The sequence below is a fragment of the uncultured Selenomonas sp. genome, from assembly GCA_905372355.1.
Lineage (GTDB): Bacteria > Bacillota > Negativicutes > Selenomonadales > Selenomonadaceae > Selenomonas.
On sequence record CAJPOT010000004.1, the window covers coordinates 18,318 to 36,833 of the forward strand.

Below are 18,516 nucleotides of genomic sequence, written 5' to 3' on the forward strand. Positions count from 1 at the left end.
CCTTTCATCTTCGTAAGACGTGCCGTCATTCAGCCGCCCCTTTCTTCACGCGCTGTCCGCGTTTAGCGGCAATCTCCGCCATCATGCCCTGCGCGATGGCCTGAAACGCCCATTCGGCGATCTCATCCAAACGCTCCGTATCTTTTTCCAAAAACAGCGTGCCAAGAAGCGCCTCGAAGCCCGTGCTCGCATGGTACTCGGCGACGCTCGCGCGGCGCGGCGCATGGCTCTTCGCGTTCCTGCCGCGGCGGAAGATGCCGCGCTCGCGCTCCGTCAGACGCTCCTCAATCGCGTGATATGCCTTCGCCTGCCAGACCGCCGAGACGATCTGCGCGGCGAAATCGCTCAGGACGTGCACCTGCGACTGCTCGAAGGATAGAAGGCGCGTGCGCACGAAGAGATGGAAGTAGGCGTCGCCGATGTAGGCGAGCACAAGGGGGCTGGCGAGGCGCACATCAATTCCTTCGTAGCGCTCGGCGATGCCGCCCTCGCCGTCGGGCGTGAACATTGAACCGACGATGGCGCGAAAGCGATCGAACCTCATGCGCGCTTCCACCGTGCGCCCTGCGGCGTATCCTCGATGACGACGCCGCGAGCCTTGAGTTCGTCGCGCAGATGATCGGCGAGCGCCCAATTCTTCTCCTCACGCGCCTTCTGGCGCAGATTGAGGAGAAGTTCCATAAGGCTGTCGACAAGCCCGTCCGCCGCCTTTTCTTCCTTTGCCTCGAAGATGCCGATGACTTCCGCCATCTCGGCGTAGACGGCACGAACCTTGGCGAAGTTCGCCGCGTCGAAGGCAGCTGCACCCGTCGTGACCTCGTTGTAATAGATATTGATTTCCTTCGATAGGGAGAAAAGGTGGCTGATGGCGAGCGCCGTATTGAAATCGTCGTCCATCGCTTCGTAGAACGCCGCCTTGGCTTCCATCGCCGCTGCCAAAAGCGACTTCGCGCTGCCTGCGCCCTCGTCCTTGCGCGACGAGAGTTCCGCGGCATTGTCCCACGAATTCTTGAGGCGCGCGAGGCTCGTCTTCGCCTCCGCCAAGCGCTCGTCGGTGAAATCGAGCGGACTGCGGTAGTGCGTCTGCACGATGAAGAAGCGCACGACCTCTCCCGCGTATTTCTCCAAAATGTCCTTGACGGTGAAGAAGTTGTTTTTCGACTTCGACATCTTCTCGTCATGGATCGTGATGAAGCCATTGTGCAGCCAGTAGCGAGCGAAGCTGTGGTCGTCGCCCGTGCATGCCTGCGCCTGTGCGATCTCGTTCTCGTGATGCGGGAAGATGAGATCGCTGCCACCGCCGTGGAAGTCGAACGTCTCGCCCAGATACTTCATCGACATCGTTGAACACTCGATGTGCCAGCCCGGACGCCCCTTGCCCCACGGACTGTCCCAAGATGGCTCTCCGGGCTTCGCCGCCTTCCACAGCGCGAAATCCATCGGATGATGCTTGCGCTCGTCGACGCCGACGCGTGCGCCCGCCTGCATGTCGTCCAAGGAGCGGCCGCTGAGCTTGCCGTAGCCCGCGAAGCGCTCCACGCTGTAGTAGACGTCGCCGTCGAGCGCATAGGCATAGCCCTTCTCGATGAGCTTTTCGATCACGGCGAGCACGTCCGCAATATGCTCCGAAACGCGCGGATAGGCGTCGGCGCGGCGCACGTTGAGCGCGTCGATCGCCTTGAAGTATTCCGCGATGTAGTGGTCGGCGAGCTCCTTCCACGTCTCGCCCGCCTCCTTTGCACGGCGGATGATCTTGTCGTCGATGTCCGTGAAGTTCTGCACGTAGCGCACGGCATAGCCCTTCTTCTCCAGATAGCGGCGCACGACATCCCATGTGACAAAGGGACGCGCGTTGCCGATATGCGGGTCGTTGTACGGCGTCACGCCGCAGCAGTAGATGCTCGCCTTGCCCGGCTCAAGGGGCTTGAATTCCTCTTTCTCGCGCGTCAGCGTATTGTAAACCCTCAGCATTTATTTTTCCTCCATTCGCTCCAAAGAAGCGACAGCGTAGGCGGATATGCCTTTCTCCTCGCCCGTAAAACCGAGCTTTTCTTCCGTCGTCGCCTTCACATTCACCTGATCCAGCTCCAAATCGAGCTTTTCGGCGATGTTCCGGCGCATTTCCTCGATGTAGGGCGCGAACTTCGGACGCTGCGCCACGATCGTCGCGTCGATGTTGCCGACGCAATAGCCCTTCGCACGAATCATTTCCGCGACATGCTCCAAGAGCTTCATGCTCGACACGCCTTTCCAGCGATCATCACTGTCGGGGAAATGCCTGCCGAGATCGCCGAGCGCCGCCGCGCCCAAGAGGGCGTCCTCGACGGCGTGCAGCAGCACATCGGCGTCCGAATGTCCCAGAAGCCCATATTCATGCGGGATGTCGACGCCGCCCACGATGAGCTTGCGCCCTGTCACCAGACGGTGCACGTCGTATCCCATGCCAAATCTCGTCATATCGTCACCTTCATTTCATCCGCAATTCCTGCAGGATGCGCCAGAAGCGACTCCGCCATCCACAAATCTTCAGGTGTCGTGATCTTCAAATTGCCGTAGTCACTCTCAACGACGAAGACCGCCTCGCCGATTCGCTCGACGAGACTCGCGTCGTCTGTGCCAAGAAAGCCGTCCTGCGCCGCCTTCTCGTAGGCGCGTTCCAAAATCTCACGGCGAAATCCCTGCGGTGTCTGCACCTCCCAGAGACTTGCACGCGCCGGCGTCGCCTCGACGCGTCCATCCTCACCGACAACCTTGATCGTGTTCTTCGCACGCACGGCAGTGATGGCCGCGCCCTTCTCACGCGCCGCAAAGATGACCGCTTCGATTGCAGCAAGGCTCACTAAAGGCCGCGCCGCATCGTGCACGAGCACAACGTCGGCATTTGCGGCGAGATGCGCCATGCCGTTCGCGATCGAATACTGACGCTCAGCGCCGCCTTGAACAACGCGCCAAGGCTTCAATCCCTGCGCCTTCTCCAGCATCCCCTCGACAAAAGCGATCTCATCCTTGGCGACGACGACGATCAGTTCGGCGACTGCAGGCACGGCGGAAAAGCGCCGCAGCGTGCGAAGCAGGATCGGCACGCCGGAAAGTTCCAGAAGCACCTTGTTTCTGTCCGCCTTCATTCGCCTTCCTGCACCCGCCGCCGGAAAAATCACGGAAACCATAAAGCCTCCTTGCATATACTGCTTTATAAACGCGCCGCCGATAAGTCGCATGACCTATCGGCGGCACTCTCATTCACCAATGTCTGGGCTTTGCAAAAATCATGCGTCCGGCTGCTGTCTGCAGCGCCGACGTGACCTCCACTTCAATCGTATTGTTGATATGGCGGCGGCCGTTCTCGATGACGATCATCGTGCCGTCATCGAGATAGGCGACGCCCTGTCCCGGCTCCTTGCCTTCCTTGACGACGGAAACGCGCATCGTCTCGCCCGGAATGACGACGGGCTTCACGGCATTGGAAAGCTCGTTGATGTTGAGGACGGGCACGTCGCGCAACTCTGCAACCTTGTTCAGGTTGAAATCATTCGTGATGAGCTTGCCGCCCACGACCTGCGCGAGGCGCACGAGCTTCGAGTCGACCTCGGCGATGTCGTCGAAGTCCTGGCTCGTGATCTCGACCTCCATCTTCGATTCCATGCGTATGCGCTGCAGGACATCGAGTCCGCGCCTGCCGCGCACGCGTTTCAACGCATCTGAGGAATCGGCAATATGCTGCAGTTCTTCCAAGACGAACTCAGGGATGAGCAATGTACCGTCAATGAAGCCCGTCTCACATATATCGGCGATGCGTCCATCGATGATGACGCTCGTATCGAGCAGCTTGTAGAGCTTGGACGATTTCTGTTCCTTACCGATTTGCCCCAGCGCTTCCTTTGCCTTCGCCTGCGCCTTCGCCTCGCGGCTCTTGCTGATCAGATTCGGCAGCGTGCCGAAAAGATCGCCGACTTCCTTGCGCTTTTTGATCGTGATATGAATGCCGAGATAGCCGAACACGATGCTGAAAACGACAGGAAAATATGCACCGACGAGCGGGATCTTGGAAAACGCCGCTCCCAATAAATTTGCAATGATAAGTCCGATGGCCAGCCCCGCTGCGCCTGCGATGACATCATGAATCGGCATCTTGTTCAGCTGCGTTTCGACCCAATAGGTGAAGCGCTTGAGCGTAGCCGTGAAAAGTGGCGTCGTGATGAAGCCGAGAACTCCGCCCAAAACAGCACCGACAAGAATGCAGACGAGCGAAGCGAGCGTCAGGCCGAAGAGTCCGAGATCCAGTTTGAGAACTTCCGTGCTCAGAAACAAGGTCAGAAGCGGACTGGCAAGTTGCATGAGCGCTCCGCCGAGAATGGCGAAGATCAGCGTGATGAAAAAACGCAATACTTTTTCGAGCAATAAACATCCCTCCCCATATAATGGAAATGACAAAGCCAAACAGATTTATCATACTAAATCTATTCGGCTTTGTCAAAAGAAATCACTCTCGAATCGCTGGGGTCTTCCCGGCAATCGTCAGCATCAGGCAAAATCGTTTTCCGCAAGGATGCCATCCATCCACGACTTGACTTCCTCGGGCGATTTGCTGCAGGCATAGACAAGCTCACTGACGATAATCTGCCGCGCGAGATCCAGAAGGCGCCGCTCGCCGCTCGAAATCTTGCGCAGGCGATCCTGCAGGACGAGATTTCGCGCGACAGCCGCCACATCGCAGATGTCACCGCTCTTCATGCGCTCAAGATTCGCATGAAAGCGCTTGTTCCAGCTTCCCGTCGCACGCTCGGGAGCCATCTGCAGAATGTCCTTGACCTCTTCGACCTGCGTTTCGGGAATCACGTCTCGAAGACCCATATTATCCACGTTGTCCGTCGGTATCATGACCTTCATGTTGCCCAATGGCATTTGAAGCACATAATAGGATTTGCCCTCGCCGAGCACCTCGCAATCCTCTATGCCGGAAATCACGCCCGCCCCATGCATCGGATAGACAACTGTGTCACCAACCTGAAGCAATGCTACACCTCCTGCCCTTTCCCCATGCAAAACGCACGGAATTAAAAAACTATCCGCATACATTATAGCACAAATCTTCATAAGTTGAAAGAAAATAAGTAGTTTATCATATCCCTCATTTTATGTCAATCAGGTTTTATCATATTTAGGATAATTCTCTTACATTATGAATCCAGATCATGTCCATGCCTATGCCCCAAGGCCGCCGCCCATTCGTGACTGATGAGTCCGCCATGGGCAAAAAGTTCGACGATGTGCGCATTCGTCTCACGAATCGCCCGCGCTTCTTCTTCCGTGCCGCCGTTTCGGATGCGGGCATGGTAAGATTTTTTCAGCTGACGGTTGATGCGGTAATACTGCTGTGTGCGAAAATACATGAGTTTTCCCCTCTCTTCTGCGCTTCTTACTAGCGCGGCAGTCGGCATGTCCTTCCAAGACGCACCGATAAAGTCAGTACTTCCCTTTTAGTATAGCAAACTACACGCACACGCGTCCACTTTTTGGACATTGTACGCCGCCCTTACATGAAAAAGCAGCCCGATCGACCAAGCGAAAATAAATTTTCTCCAAATGCTTGACAACCTTCTTTCCGAGGAGTATATTATGCTTCATCGAGGTTACAACTTAACAAACCACGATACGAAGAATACATCGCCAAAATTCTATGACGGGAAAGAGTATTCGTGATACGCTGTCTTACAGAGAGCCGCTCCTGTGCTGAAAAGCGGCAGAAAGCCTCGCGAAGAAAATCCTCCCCGAGAAGCAAAGCTGAAATCGAGTAAGCCGAGCCGTTCCTTCCGCGTTAGAGGAAGCGCGTATGACTGTACGCGGCAAGCGCCCGCTTCATGCGGGAATCTGGGTGGTACCGCGGATAATCCTCCGTCCCTTTCGAGGGGCGGAGTTTTTGTTTATCATCCTGCATTATTTTAGGAGGAATCATTATGGAAAATTTGGATCTCGCCCGTCTCAGACGAAAGCGCGACCTGCGCATCATCCTGCCCGTCTTCCTCGTGTCCATCATCGCCTGCATCGACCGCGTGAACATCGCCTATGCAGCGCTGACGATGACGCAGGATCTCGACTGGATCACGCCCGAAATCTTCGGTGCAGGCGCGGGCATTTTCTTCATGGGCTATCTGCTCCTGGAAATCCCCGGCGCACTCATCGCCGCCCGCTTTTCCGCCGCGAAGTGGATCGCACGCATCATGTTCACATGGGGACTTGTCTGCATCTTCATGGCATTCATGCAGACGCAGACGGAGTTCTACCTTTGCCGTTTCCTGCTCGGCGCCTCGGAAGCGAGCCTATATCCCGTCATCTACTCCGTGCTCTTCGCACGCTGGTTTTCCGAAAGGGAGAGAGCACGCGCCAATTCCCTCATGTTGACGTCACTTCTCATCTCAACGATCATCGGCGCGCCGCTCGCGGGCTTCCTGTTGCAGACCTCTTTCTTTGGCATGCACGGCTGGCAAGAACTGTTCATCTTGGAGGCAGGGCCCGCCCTCCTCTTCGCCGTATTTTTCTTCTACTTCGTCAAAGACAAGCCCGACCAGGTTTCCTGGCTCAGTGCAGAAGAAAAGGAATACTTAAACCGCCAGTACGAAGAAGAGCAAGCGCGTATGCAAAGCGTCAAGAAATACACGATCTTCCAGGCTTTCTCCGATCCCAAGGTCTTGAAACTCTGCTTCATCTACTTCATGTGGGTCATCGGCTTCTGGGGCTTCAACTTCTGGATGCCGACGGTGCTCAAGGGGCTTTCGGGCTGGTCAACCGGATTCCTCGGCGGCGCCATCGCCATTCCGATGACGGCGGCACTCATCGTGCAGGTCATCATCGGCAAAACCTCGACGAAGACGGGCGACAAGGTCTGGCACGTCGCGGGCGCTCTCCTCGTCGGCGCCGTCGGCCTAGGACTCAGCCCCTTTGCTGATGACATGTACACGGCACTCTTCCTCGTCTGCCTGTCCGCCATCGGCATCTACGCCGCCATGGGCGTCTGGTGGACGATCCCGACGAGCTTCCTCTCCGGCTCCGCCGCTGCCGGCAGCGTCGCCCTCATCAACTCCTGCGGCAATCTCGGCGGCTGGGTCGGCCCCTACATGATGGGCTGGCTCAAGACGGAGACAGGCTCCTTCGACACGGGCTACTTCCTCATGGCGCTCTTCATGTTCATCGCCGCGCTTACGGTGCTGACGATCCAATACCGCTGGAACGGGGCGCGAAAAACAGCACAGAGAGAAAGCGAACATCCGGTTCCTCTGCAGCAGGAAGCGTAAACCAACCAAACAAAAACCGCCCTTGCAGTCGAAAATCGACTTGCAAGGGCGGTTTCTTATGCAGCTTCTGCTACGCCCAAATTACTTGAGCTCGACCGTTGCGCCGGCCTCTTCGAGCTTCTTCTTGAGCTCTTCTGCCTCTGCCTTCGCGATGTTCTCCTTGATCGGAGCAGGAGCGCCGTCAACGAGCTCCTTCGCTTCCTTCAGGCCGAGACCCGTAGCTTCGCGGACAGCCTTGATGACGTTGATCTTCTTGTCGCCGGCAGCAGCAAGAACGACCGTGAACTCGGTCTTCTCTTCACCGCCCGCAGCAGCCGGAGCAGCGCCGGCAGCAGCAACAGCAACCGGAGCCGCAGCGCTGACGCCAAACTTCTCTTCCATATCCTTGACGAGTTCGGAAAGTTCGAGGACGGTCATGCCCTCAATGGCCTGCAGGATTTCTTCTTTAGTCATGATTGTACCTCCATAAAATTGTTTTCTTCAAATGTATTCAGCCTGCAAGCGGCGGACGTCTGCCCAACCGCTGCACTCTATAAGGTTCAGGCGGAAGCCTGCTCCTCCTTTTGCTTGCGGATCGCCTCAAGCACATAGACCGCGTTGCGGATGACTCCTTGGAGCACATTGACCGTACCCGCAATCGGAGACTGCATGCTGCCCAAGAGCTTTGCGAGAAGAACCTCGCGCGACGGCAGATCGGCCAAAGCCTTGACCTCAGCGACGTCGATGACGCGTCCGTCGAGAAGACCTGCTTTGAGCGTCAGGATGCCGGCTTCATCGAGCTTGTTCTTCTTCATGAACTCGCAGATGACCTTCGCCGGCGCCACAGCGTCGTCAGTGGAAACGGCAAGAGCCGTCGTCCCCTCCAAGTGATCGCAAAGTTCGTCGAGCCCGAGTTCCTTCGCGGCGATGCGCGTCATCGTGTTCTTGACGACATGATACGAAACGCCTGCCTCACGAAGCGCGCGGCGAAGCGCCGTGTCCTGCGCTACCGTCAAGCCTTTGTAGCTTGTAAAAACGGCTCCCTTCGCCGTCTGAAGCCTTTCCTTCAGCTCAGCGACAACCGCTTCCTTCTTTGCATTTACCTTTGCATTCATTCTTGCACCCCCTCTCAATGAGATTCAACAAAATAAAACGGCTCCCAACTGTATGCCGGAAGCCGCATCTTTTGAAGCAATGCGCCTGAATCCGACCTCGGCGGGCGAGCAACTTGCTCGTTAGATGGAAGATCCATACCTGCTGTCTACAGTCATCGTATGCTGTTTTATCGGATTAGGCTATCGTAGCAATCGGAACGCCGGGGCCCATCGTAGAGCTGACCGTGATCGCACGGATGTACTGCCCCTTCGCTGCTGCCGGGCGAACGCGGACGAGCGTGTCGATGAGTGCCTGATAATTCGCCTTGAGCTTATCGACATCGAACGAAGCCTTGCCGATCGGGACATGGACGTTGCCGGCCTTGTCCGTGCGGTACTCGACCTTACCGGCCTTAATCTCGCTGATCGCCTTCACAAGATCCATCGTGACCGTACCGAGCTTCGGGTTCGGCATGAGACCGCGAGGACCCAAGACCTTACCGAGGCGGCCGACCGTGCCCATCATATCGGGCGTAGCGACGGCGACATCGAAGTCGAACCAACCGCCCTGAATCTTCGTGACGATCTCGTCCGAGCCGACGTAATCAGCACCTGCATCCTCGGCTTCCTTGACCTTCTCGCCCTTGGCAAAGACGAGAACCTTTTTCGCCTTGCCCGTGCCGTGCGGCAGAACCATAGCACCGCGAACCTGCTGATCAGCGTACTTCGGATCAACGCCGAGACGGACGTGCAGCTCGATCGTCTCATCGAACTTTGCCGTCGCAGTTTTCTTCACGAGTTCCATAGCCTCAGCGACACTGTAGAGCTTTCCGTCTTCCAGAAGCTTCGCAGCATCCTGATATTTCTTGCCGTGTTTTGCCATTCAAAAATTCCCCTTTCGTGGTCATAGCGGTTTTTTTACAACGAAACCCCAAGGGATCAAGCCGAAGGCGCAGACCGATTGGCTGGTTTCATGTAAGGACGGCGTACAACGTCCAGGAAGTGGACATTTGTGCGCGCAATTTCCTGCCACGAGCATGAGCGTCTCGAATCAATCGACGATTTCGATGCCCATGCTGCGAGCCGTTCCCTCGATCATGCGCGTAGCAGCTTCGAGGTCTGCCGCATTGAGATCCTGCATCTTCGACTGCGCGATCTCCTGCGCTTTCGCGCGCGGCACCTTAGCGACTTTCGTCTTGTTCGGCTCACCGGAAGCTTTTTCAATGCCGGCAGCTTTCTTCAAAAGAATTGCGGCGGGCGGCGTCTTCGTGATGAACGTAAACGAACGATCCTCGAAGACCGTGATCTCGACCGGAATAACAAGACCAGCCTGTTTGGCCGTCCTCTCATTGAATTCCTTGACGAAAGCCATGATGTTGACGCCTGCCTGACCGAGTGCCGGGCCTACCGGAGGAGCCGGACTTGCCTTGCCGGCAACAACCTGCAGCTTGACGAGCTTTGCGACCTTCTTTGCCATACTTTTTAACACCTCCTTAAAAGGGGTTTATGCTGCTTCTCATATCGAGACACCGAGCGATTCCCTAGATTTTTTCAACCTCGTTGTACGACAGCTCAACCGTAGTCTCGCGTCCAAACATATCGACGAGAACTTTGACCATGCCCTTTTCTGGGAAGACTTCCGCCACCGTGGCAGCGAAATTCTCAAAAGCACCCGAATTGATATGTACGGCCTGCCCAACCTCGAGATCGATGTGGGTGACGGGCTTCTCTTCCTCCGTCCCCATAGATTTCAAGATATGCTTTACTTCTGCTTCCGACAGCGGAATCGGCTTCGTTCCCGAGCCGACGAATCCCGTGACACCCGGCGTGTTGCGCACAACGTACCAAGAGCGGTCATTGACGATCATCTCAACCAAGGCGTAACCGGGGAAAACCTTCTTCTTGACGAGCTTCTTCTTGCCGTCCTTGATTTCGGCCTCTTCCTCCATCGGGACGATGACGTTGAAAATATTGTCCTCCATCCCCATGGTATGGACGCGAGACTCAAGATTCGCCTTGACCTTGTTCTCATATCCGGAATAGGTATGGATCACATACCATTTCTTCTCAGACTCCATCGCGCCTCCAGCCTTCTATTGCAGAATAAGTTTAAACAGTCTTGCAAAAAACGTATCGCATACCCAAATCAGCGCACAGACGACAACGACCGCCACCCCCACGACACCGGTATACGTCACCAGCTCCCTGTGAGTCGGCCATGTCACCTTCTTCATCTCTGCCTTGACCTCGCCCAAGAAACGGAAGAGGTTGAAACCGCCCGAAGAAGACTGCGGCGCTGACGATCTTTCATCTGCCAAAGCATTCACACCCCGTATCATATTGCTGCAAGCCGCAGGGCTTACTTCGTTTCTTTATGCGGCGTATGCTTCTTGCAGAACTTGCAATACTTGTTGAATTCAAGCCGATCGGGATCATTCTTCTTGTTCTTGTTGGTCTGATAGTTGCGGTTCTTGCAAACCGTGCAGGCCAACGTAACGGCGTTGCGCATGTTTCAGCACTCCTTCCCTTCCATAAAATCACTAACATACTTTATCACACTTAATACCGAGTGTCAACAATATGCAAGGAAAAATCCCCGAACTTCCCACCAACATAACAAAAACCCCTCGCGGGGCTTGAAAATGGTGGCGGCACAGAGATTCGAACTCCGGACACTGCGGGTATGAACCGCATGCTCTAGCCAACTGAGCTATGCCGCCGTTATATGGAGCTGATGACCGGGATTGAACCGGTGACCTTATCCTTACCAAGGATACGCTCTGCCGACTGAGCTACATCAGCAAATCGACAACAATAGGATTATACACGATACACCTCGGCTTTGCAAGGGATTTGCGAAAATTTTCTTTTCCCTGACGCGAAAAACCGCAGCGCCATGAAGGCGCTGCGGCAAAAAGAGGAATTGTTCCTTAAAAATCGTCGTCCATGCCCGTCGTGTCGATGCCGAAGATCAACTTGTCGATCGTATGGATGAGCTGATTGATCTCAGGCTTCGAAATCTGGGCGCTTGCGCCAAGGTCATCGCCCTTGCGGCGCATTTCCTCGGAAATTAACGACGAGAATAGGATGAGCGGAATCGGACGCAGACGGTCGTCGTCGCGCACGAGCTTCAGCAGGCGATGTCCGTCCATCTTCGGCATCTCGACGTCGGAGATGATGATGCGCACCTTCTCGGAAATCTGCTCAGGCTCCGTCTTCTCTGCGATCTCTCTAAGGAAGTTCCACGCATCTTCGCCGTTGCCAAAGTCGCGCACGAACGTATATCCGGCGCCATGCAGCGTATCGACAAGAAGGTCGCGCAGGAGCATCGAGTCCTCCGCCACGACGATGTGCTGCGAGGCACGCCTCTGCTTGATATCTTCCGTCGTATCATCAACCGTCGTGAGTTTCTGGTTGATTTCGGGATTGATCTCCGCCATGATCGTCTCGAAGTCGAGCAGGAGGACGATCTTGCCTTCCATCTTCACGAGACCGACGACGCGCGACTGGTCGCCGACTTCCGGCGCCGGTTCCATGTTCTTCCACGAGATGCGGTGGATGCGCGAAACATTGTCGACGAGGAAGCCCATGTCGTAGCCGTTGATCTCCGTCACGATGATGTTCTGCGAGCGTCCCGCCGTCTGTCCGCTCATGACGCCGAGGCAACGCGGCAGATCGACGAGCGGCACAGCCCTGCCGCGCAGGGTGAAAAGCCCGTTGATGTACGGATGCGCCTGCGGCATCGTCGTCACGGGAAAGTCCGAGGCCTTGATGACCTCGCGCACCTTCGCGACGTTGATGCCGTAATCGACAGCGCCGATGTTGAACTCGATGATTTCAAACTCATTTGTGCCGGTTTCCAGCAAAATGCCCTTCTTCTCGTCTTTTCCTTCTGCCATGAAAAATCCGCCCCCTATTTCATACTTCATAAGACACAATTCGTTAAAAAGGTCTGAAATCCTTCTTTTATTTGCAGGGAATCACGGATTATTTTCGCGCTTCCCCTCGCCCTCCTCAAGCGAAGCTCCGTCTTTAAGAAGCGTCCAGCCGTCCTTCTCCTCGATGTTTCCCGCCTTAAGCAGATGTCCGAGAGCGCGCTTGAATGCCGCCTTGCTGATCTGGAATTTCGCCTTGATGATCTCAGGCGTCGTCTTGTCGCTGTAAGGCATCCTGCCCCTGTGCTCCTCAAGGTAGGCGAGGATGCGCTCAGCATCCGTGACGAGCGCCTTCTCCTTCGGCTCACGCAGGGAGCCGTTGAGTCTGCCGTCCGTGCGCACATAGGTGATGCGCACGGTGACCTCCTCGCCCACGCGCGGCCGCTCGCGCATGTCCTTGTGGGGAACGAACACGATGTAACGTTCGTTCGTGAAAATGAACGCGCCGCTCTCCGTGATGTTGTAGATCGAGCCGGATAGATGGGTGCCAACGCGCACATCTGTCGCGGGCTTCGAAGCGCGCCGCAATTCGTCCTCGACCTCCATCGTCACGGCAAGCCTTCCCGATTTGTCCGTGTAGAGCTTCGCCCAGACGACTTCGCCGATCTGCGGCCTGCCGCGCATTCCCGCATAAGGCAGGAAGATGCCGCGCTCAGCGCCGACATCGAGAAAAGCGCCGTCGCGGCTCACATTGATGACCGTGAGCCGTGCGACCTGCCCTTCCTTCATGCGCGGCGTCCTCATGCTCGCCGTCAGGCGGTGCTTGGGATCGAGGTAGAGGAACACTTCGACCTCTTCTCCGACGGAGAGTTCGCGCGTCTGCTGTGTCTTGTGCAACAGGATGTCGTCCGATGTACTGCCCGTCTCAGCGTCAAGGAACGCGCCGAAGTCGCCGAGACGCGCGACGCGAAGCTTGGCGACCGTACTCGGTCCGTACTTCCTGCGCTTTTCTTCCGCCATCATCTAGTCCTCATAATGCTCGACCGGCGCATCGCTCCATAGCCTTTCCAAAGCATAGAACGCGCGGCTTTCCGCCATGAAAACATGCGCGACACAATCGCCGTAGTCGAGGAGAACCCACTCGCCCTCGCGATAGCCTTCCTTGTGCAGATACGGCTTCTCGTGCTTCTCCAACATCTCATCTTCGATATTGTCGGCGATGGCGCGCACCTGCGTCGCCGTATTCGCCGAGCAGACGATGAAATAGTCCGCCGCTGTCGTGAGCTCCGCCATGCGCATGATGACGATGTCCTGCGCCTTCTTGTCGCTCGCAGCTCTGGCGATCGCCCGACTCATTTCTTCCGGTGTGTTGCTCAAAATCCATGCCTCCTACTGCTCTTCACTTATTATCGTCATTTTCTCCCTCATGCTTTACCAATTCTGGGAATAATTCTTCAATCTTTTGCCCGATCGCCGCGCGGTCCGGCAGCCAATAGCCGTCGTGTTGCACAGTGGGCAGAAGAAGCGTCGTCGGCGGCTCATCGCCGAGGTTCTTCAAGACCTTCGCAAGACGCGCCGAATCGAAAATCTCCGCACTCGTCGTCATGCGGTACTTAAAGATGTCCGCCACATCAGGCAACTTCGGTATCGTGTCGACCTGCAGGAACTTCTCGTAGAGCGCCTTAGCGAAGCGCTGCTGGCGGTGCAGCCTGCCGACCTCGCCGAGTTCCGAGCTGCGGTAGCGCAGATATTTCTGTGCCGTGTCACCGTCTAAGTGTTGAAATCCCTTGGGGATATGGATGGAAAGCCCCGCCTCGGGGTCGTCGTAGTTCATCTCGTCCTCGACGTAGAGGTCGACGCCGCCCAGGACGTCGACGAGATCAGCGAGAGCGTGCGTATCGAGCGTCACATACTGATGGATGGAGACGCCGAGAAGATCCGACAGCGCCTGCACCATCGTCGGAGCGCCACCGTGCGCGTAGAGATCGGTTGCACGTATCTCGCCGCCCTTCTGCGGCAGCTGTACGATCATGTTGGGCGGCACCGTGATGGCACGCAGACGACCCGTCGCATTTTCCATGCTGAGGAGCAGGATCGTGTCGGCGTGCTGCCCTTCCGTACCGTTCTCGTCCGCACCATCGTCAATGCCGAGCACGAGGACGTTCGTGTAGCCGTCAAACTTCGCATCGATGTGACGGTCGCGCTCCTGTCGCCGCTCCTCGTAGCCCTGGTAGACGGCGTCGATCTCCTGATAAATGCTGTGTCCGATGCCGTAGAGAAAGTAGCCTGCGACGGCGAGCACGGCGATGAATATGGTAAGGAAGAACATCAGCACGAGGAAGCGTGCACGCGCGATGCGGCGGCGACGCGCCTGCTCCTTGCGCTTCAAGCGGATGTTTTCCTGCGTGCGGCTCCTCTTTCTCTGCGTCATGGCGCATGACCCTCTTTCGCACGGGCGCGAAGGAGAATTTCGTTGCGTGCCGCCACCGTCGCCGGATGGATGAGCCTTCCGGACTGCAGGACGAATGCGATGGACTGGGAAAGCCCTTCGAGCACCATCGCATCGAGACTCGCCGTGCGCGACAGCGCACGCAGCTCCTCGACCTCAGGATAGTCGCGCTGCGGCTCGATCATGTCAGCGAAGTAGATGATCTTATCGAGCTTCGTCATGCGCTCGCCGCCGACCGTATGGCGCCAGATCGCCTGCTGAATCTCCGCGTCCGTCACGCCGTACAGTTCCTCCGCACGCCTTGCGCCCACGTAGGCATGAAGAAGGAGCGGCATTGCGCGCTCGACCTCGCCGTAGGCAATCGAGCGCCGCGCCGCCTCAGCGGGAAGATCCGCCGTCCGATATTCGCGCGCGCAGTCATGCAGAAGCCCCGCAATACGCGCCTTTTCCACGTCCACGCCGAAGCGCCCGGCGAGCATGGCGGCGGTGTCCGCGACGCCGAGGGAGTGCTCGTAGCGCTTCTTTTGCAGCCGCTGAGCGAGTTCTTCTTTCATCGCCTCGTAATTCATGAATACAGACCTTCTTTATAGATGTAGGCTTCGACCTTTTCGGGCACGAGATAGCGAATCGAGCGCCCCTCCTGCAGGCGGCGCCGGATGTCCGTAGAGGAGATTTCCAGCTCCGGAGCCTGCACGAGTCGTATGCGCGAGAGCGCTTCCTCGCCGAGATGCGTGCGCACCTCGTCCAGGGAGAGCGACGCCCCCTTGCGCCTCGCCGCCACGAAGCGGCAAAGGGAAAAAAGCTCGGCGACGCGATGCCATGTGAGGATGGCGCTGATCTCATCGCCGCCGACAATGAAATAGAAGTCCACGCTCTCGCCATGCGTTTCGACGAGATCACGCAGCGTATCGTAGGAATACGACGGACCCTCGCGCCGCATCTCCACGTCGAGCGCACGGAAGAAGGGATTGCCTTCCACGGCAAGCTGCACGAGACGCAGGCGGTGCGCAGCCGCCGCCACCTTCCGTCCGGGCTTGTGCGGCGGCTGCGCCGCGGGAATGAAGATCACCTCGGAGAGCGCCAGCTCCTCCCGCGCCGCCTCCGCGATGACAAGATGACCGAGATGGATGGGATCGAACGTGCCGCCCATGATGCCGACGCGTTTCTTCTCCTGTGCCACGACCTCACCCCGCTTCCTATGCGACAAATGAATGCGACGAACAGATTCAGCGAGAGTTCCCTTCGTGAATCAGCCGAAGAGAAAGAACGCCACGGCCAGCGCCGCCGCCATGCTCAGGAAGATGACGAGGACGGCACGCACGGCGTCATAGAAATCGTACGCGCCCTTTTCCGTCGCCAGATACTGCCTGATGGCACGCGCATAGCCGAGGAGGCGCTTCATTCGCGCACCTGTCCTTCGCCGTAGATCAGATACTTCATCGAAGTCAGCTCCAGAAGTCCCATGGGGCCGCGCGCGTGCAGCTTCTGCGTGCTGATGCCGATCTCCGCACCGAAGCCGAACTCGCCGCCGTCTGTGAAGCGCGTCGAAGCGTTGACGTAGACCGCCGCCGCATCGACTTCCGCCTGAAAGCGATGCGCATGTTTGACGTCATTCGTGACGATCGTCTCCGAATGACCCGTATTGTAGCGGTTGATGTGTACGATGGCTTCTTCTAGATCACGCACGACCTTGACGGAGAGGATGAGATCGCCGTACTCCGTCAACCAATCCTCCTCCTGCGCCTCCTTGAGCGAAGTGCAGACGGCACGCGCCTTTTCACAGCCGCGCAGCTCGACGCCCGCCGCTTCCATCGCCCGCACGAGACGCGGCAGGAATTCCTCGGCGATGCTTTCGTGCACGAGCAGTGTTTCCATCGCATTGCAGACCGACGGGCGCGAAACCTTCGCATTCAGAGCGATTTTCTCCGCCATGGCAAGGTCGGCGCTCTCGTCGACGAAAGTGTGGCAGACGCCGCTGCCCGTCTCAATGACAGGCACCGTGCTTCCCTGCACGACGGCGCGGATGAGACCCGCCCCGCCGCGCGGAATCACGACATCCAAGAGGCCGTCGAGGTGCAGCATCGCCTCGACGCCCTGCCGGTCGGCCGAGTCGATGAAGCCGATCGCGCCCGCAGGCACTCCCGCCTCCTGCGCCGCCTGCGCGAGAAGCGATGCAATCGCCGTATTCGAACGGATCGCGTCTGCGCCGCCGCGCAGCAGCACGGCGTTGCCCGATTTCAGGCAAAGCCCCGCCGCATCCGACGTCACATTGGGACGCGCCTCGTAGATGATGCCGACGACGCCGAGCGGCACGCGCACGCGACGGATTTCAAGCCCGTTGGGGCGCACCGTCGAGAAGTCGCCGCGCCCGATGGGATCGGCAAGAGCCGCCGTCTCGCGCAGTCCCTGCGCCATCGCGTGAATACGGCTCTCATCAAGCATAAGGCGGTCGAGGTAGGAGCGCTTGATCGCCTTCTTCATGCGCGCCTCTTCGAGATCTTCGGCGTTCGCATCCAAGATGAGACGCACCCGCTTTTCGAGCATATCCGCCATGGCATGAAGCGCCCTATTCTTGTCCTCAGGCTTCATGACTGCCAGAAGTCTCGACGCCTCCTTCGCCGCCTGTGCCTTTTCCTTGACCAACGCCTCAATGTCCATGATGAACCCCTCCCCATACTGAAGCCCCGACGCTATGCGGGGCTTCAGACCATCAGAACCATATTATCGCGATGGATGACCTCCTCGTGGATCTCGCCCTCGATGAGTCCTGCGAAATCGCGGCTCTTGCGCCCTGCAATCTTCTCGATCTGCTGCGCACTGTAATTGACGATGCCGCGCGCAATCTCCTGCTGACGCGCTGACAGCACGCGCACCGTCGTACCCGCCGCGAAGCCGCCCTCGACGGCGCGGATGCCCACTGCCAGAAGGCTTGAGCCATGCGTGCGCATCGCCTCCTCGCAGCCCTCGTCGACGATGACGTCGCCCGCGATGCGCTTGCCGAAGGCGAGCCAGCTCTTTCTGACTCGAAGATGCGACTCCTTCGCCGGGAATACCGTGCCCACAGACTCACCCGCAAGGACAGCGGAAATCACGTCATCCTTCGCACTCGGAGCGATGACAAACGTCGCGCCCGCATTCACGGCGATCTTCGCCGCCTCGATCTTCGTCGCCATGCCGCCCGTGCCGAAGGAAGAGCCGGCACCGCCCGCCATGCGCTCAATCTCTGGGGTGATCTCCGCGACCTCAGGAATCAATCGTGCTGTCTTGTCTTCCTGCGGATTTGCCGTGTAAAGCCCGTCAATATCCGAAAGAATGAGCAAGGCGTCGGCGTCGATAAGCGTCGCGACCGTCGCCGACAGCGTGTCATTGTCGCCGATCTTGATCTCGTCGACGGCGACGACATCGTTCTCGTTGATGACGGGCACGGCGCCCATGGCAAGAAGCTCCAGGAGCGCGTTGCGCGAATTGGCGTACTGGTGGTGACGCGCGGCATTCTCCTTCGTCAGGAGCACCTGCGCCGCCGTCTGTCCGTAGTCGGCAAAAAACTTTTTATAAAGCGTCATGAGGCTCGACTGCCCGATGGCCGCCAAGGCCTGGCGTGCGGGAATCTCCGCCGGCTTCTTCTGCAGGCCGATGCTGTCCATGCCGATGGCGATGGCGCCCGAGCTCACGAGAACCATCTCGCGCCCCGCGTTCTTGAGGTCGGCAATCTCGCGCACGAGGCGATCCATGCGCCGAAAGTCAGGCTTTCCCGAAGTGCGCACGAGCGTGCTCGTACCGACCTTGACGACGATGCGCTTCGCCTCGCGCAGACGTTCGCGTGCATTCAT

At 57.7% G+C, this 18,516-nt stretch carries 24 protein-coding genes, 2 tRNA genes and 1 other annotated feature; of the genes, 1 reads left to right on the top strand and 25 read right to left on the bottom strand.

The window, feature by feature from the left end:
• Positions 1–25: 25 nt before the first annotated feature.
• The 7 genes from QZ177_RS03185 to QZ177_RS03215 all read right to left on the bottom strand — a co-directional run bounded on the left by QZ177_RS03185 (position 26) and on the right by QZ177_RS03215 (position 5,390).
• The gene (locus QZ177_RS03185) at positions 26–544 is read right to left on the bottom strand and encodes a ribonuclease III domain-containing protein (RefSeq protein WP_009646865.1); all 519 of its coding nucleotides are present in this window, start codon (positions 542–544) and stop codon (positions 26–28) included.
• Positions 541–1,971 (bottom strand): cysteine--tRNA ligase, encoded by a 1,431-nt coding sequence (gene cysS / locus QZ177_RS03190; protein WP_294175512.1) that lies wholly within the window; start codon positions 1,969–1,971, stop codon positions 541–543. The genes QZ177_RS03185 and cysS overlap by 4 nt, the downstream gene beginning before the upstream one ends.
• Positions 1,972–2,457, bottom strand: a complete 486-nt coding sequence (ispF, locus tag QZ177_RS03195; protein ID WP_009646847.1) for a 2-C-methyl-D-erythritol 2,4-cyclodiphosphate synthase — start codon at positions 2,455–2,457, stop codon at positions 1,972–1,974. It abuts the gene before it with no gap.
• Positions 2,454–3,167 (bottom strand): 2-C-methyl-D-erythritol 4-phosphate cytidylyltransferase, encoded by a 714-nt coding sequence (ispD, locus tag QZ177_RS03200; protein WP_294175513.1) that lies wholly within the window; start codon positions 3,165–3,167, stop codon positions 2,454–2,456. Before ispD ends, ispF begins: the two co-directional genes overlap by 4 nt.
• Positions 3,168–3,240: 73 nt before the next feature.
• On the bottom strand, positions 3,241–4,398 hold the full coding sequence (locus tag QZ177_RS03205; RefSeq protein ID WP_006192847.1) for a PIN/TRAM domain-containing protein: 1,158 nt from the start codon (positions 4,396–4,398) through the stop codon (positions 3,241–3,243).
• A 123-nt stretch (positions 4,399–4,521) separates the two neighbouring features.
• On the bottom strand, positions 4,522–5,013 hold the full coding sequence (locus QZ177_RS03210) for a CarD family transcriptional regulator (protein ID WP_009646831.1): 492 nt from the start codon (positions 5,011–5,013) through the stop codon (positions 4,522–4,524).
• A gap of 164 nt (positions 5,014–5,177) precedes the next feature.
• Positions 5,178–5,390 (bottom strand): hypothetical protein, encoded by a 213-nt coding sequence (locus tag QZ177_RS03215; RefSeq protein ID WP_294175514.1) that lies wholly within the window; start codon positions 5,388–5,390, stop codon positions 5,178–5,180.
• 278 nt (positions 5,391–5,668) lie between these two features.
• Positions 5,669–5,903: a binding site (T-box leader), on the top strand.
• 51 nt (positions 5,904–5,954) lie between these two features.
• On the opposite strand from QZ177_RS03215, the gene QZ177_RS03220 reads away from it, so the two are divergent.
• Positions 5,955–7,289: an MFS transporter gene (locus tag QZ177_RS03220; RefSeq protein WP_265070040.1), complete on the top strand. Its 1,335-nt coding sequence runs from the start codon at positions 5,955–5,957 to the stop codon at positions 7,287–7,289.
• A gap of 81 nt (positions 7,290–7,370) precedes the next feature.
• Here QZ177_RS03220 and rplL read toward each other — a convergent pair whose 3' ends face one another.
• From rplL to proB, 18 genes are all read right to left on the bottom strand, one after another.
• Entirely contained in the window at positions 7,371–7,742 is a 372-nt protein-coding gene (gene rplL, locus QZ177_RS03225) for a 50S ribosomal protein L7/L12 (RefSeq protein WP_009646830.1), read from the bottom strand.
• 86 nt (positions 7,743–7,828) lie between these two features.
• Positions 7,829–8,383, bottom strand: a complete 555-nt coding sequence (gene rplJ / locus QZ177_RS03230; RefSeq protein ID WP_009646856.1) for a 50S ribosomal protein L10 — start codon at positions 8,381–8,383, stop codon at positions 7,829–7,831.
• A gap of 175 nt (positions 8,384–8,558) precedes the next feature.
• Positions 8,559–9,245 (bottom strand): 50S ribosomal protein L1, encoded by a 687-nt coding sequence (gene rplA, locus QZ177_RS03235; RefSeq protein ID WP_009646821.1) that lies wholly within the window; start codon positions 9,243–9,245, stop codon positions 8,559–8,561.
• A 168-nt stretch (positions 9,246–9,413) separates the two neighbouring features.
• The gene (gene rplK, locus QZ177_RS03240; RefSeq protein ID WP_006192855.1) at positions 9,414–9,839 is read right to left on the bottom strand and encodes a 50S ribosomal protein L11; all 426 of its coding nucleotides are present in this window, start codon (positions 9,837–9,839) and stop codon (positions 9,414–9,416) included.
• 64 nt (positions 9,840–9,903) lie between these two features.
• Positions 9,904–10,440 carry a transcription termination/antitermination protein NusG gene (nusG, locus tag QZ177_RS03245; RefSeq protein ID WP_009646860.1) on the bottom strand — a complete coding sequence of 179 codons (537 nt, stop codon included), beginning with the start codon at positions 10,438–10,440 and terminating at the stop codon, positions 9,904–9,906.
• Positions 10,441–10,455: 15 nt separating this feature from the next.
• A complete protein-coding gene (gene secE / locus QZ177_RS03250; protein WP_232208275.1) occupies positions 10,456–10,680 on the bottom strand; it encodes a preprotein translocase subunit SecE in 225 nt (74 codons plus the stop codon).
• A gap of 41 nt (positions 10,681–10,721) precedes the next feature.
• Entirely contained in the window at positions 10,722–10,871 is a 150-nt protein-coding gene (gene rpmG, locus QZ177_RS03255; RefSeq protein WP_006192858.1) for a 50S ribosomal protein L33, read from the bottom strand.
• A gap of 134 nt (positions 10,872–11,005) precedes the next feature.
• Positions 11,006–11,082 (bottom strand) — tRNA-Met (locus QZ177_RS03260).
• 6 nt (positions 11,083–11,088) lie between these two features.
• Positions 11,089–11,164 (bottom strand) — tRNA-Thr (locus QZ177_RS03265).
• Positions 11,165–11,292: 128 nt separating this feature from the next.
• Positions 11,293–12,261: a chemotaxis protein gene (locus QZ177_RS03270; protein ID WP_294175515.1), complete on the bottom strand. Its 969-nt coding sequence runs from the start codon at positions 12,259–12,261 to the stop codon at positions 11,293–11,295.
• A gap of 81 nt (positions 12,262–12,342) precedes the next feature.
• Positions 12,343–13,260, bottom strand: a complete 918-nt coding sequence (locus tag QZ177_RS03275; RefSeq protein ID WP_294175516.1) for a S1-like domain-containing RNA-binding protein — start codon at positions 13,258–13,260, stop codon at positions 12,343–12,345.
• Positions 13,261–13,593, bottom strand: coding sequence for a ribosome silencing factor (gene rsfS / locus QZ177_RS03280; RefSeq protein WP_294175610.1), 333 nt, complete (start codon positions 13,591–13,593; stop codon positions 13,261–13,263). It lies immediately after the preceding gene.
• Between the two features lie 43 nt (positions 13,594–13,636).
• Positions 13,637–14,668 (bottom strand): LCP family protein, encoded by a 1,032-nt coding sequence (locus QZ177_RS03285; RefSeq protein WP_294175517.1) that lies wholly within the window; start codon positions 14,666–14,668, stop codon positions 13,637–13,639.
• Positions 14,665–15,255: a bis(5'-nucleosyl)-tetraphosphatase (symmetrical) YqeK gene (yqeK, locus tag QZ177_RS03290; protein WP_009646805.1), complete on the bottom strand. Its 591-nt coding sequence runs from the start codon at positions 15,253–15,255 to the stop codon at positions 14,665–14,667. Before yqeK ends, QZ177_RS03285 begins: the two co-directional genes overlap by 4 nt.
• Positions 15,252–15,866, bottom strand: coding sequence for a nicotinate-nucleotide adenylyltransferase (nadD, locus tag QZ177_RS03295; RefSeq protein WP_294175518.1), 615 nt, complete (start codon positions 15,864–15,866; stop codon positions 15,252–15,254). Before nadD ends, yqeK begins: the two co-directional genes overlap by 4 nt.
• A gap of 69 nt (positions 15,867–15,935) precedes the next feature.
• Positions 15,936–16,088, bottom strand: a complete 153-nt coding sequence (locus tag QZ177_RS03300) for a hypothetical protein (RefSeq protein ID WP_009646818.1) — start codon at positions 16,086–16,088, stop codon at positions 15,936–15,938.
• On the bottom strand, positions 16,085–17,344 hold the full coding sequence (locus tag QZ177_RS03305; protein WP_009646844.1) for a glutamate-5-semialdehyde dehydrogenase: 1,260 nt from the start codon (positions 17,342–17,344) through the stop codon (positions 16,085–16,087). Before QZ177_RS03305 ends, QZ177_RS03300 begins: the two co-directional genes overlap by 4 nt.
• 44 nt (positions 17,345–17,388) lie before the next feature.
• Entirely contained in the window at positions 17,389–18,516 is a 1,128-nt protein-coding gene (proB, locus tag QZ177_RS03310; protein WP_294175519.1) for a glutamate 5-kinase, read from the bottom strand.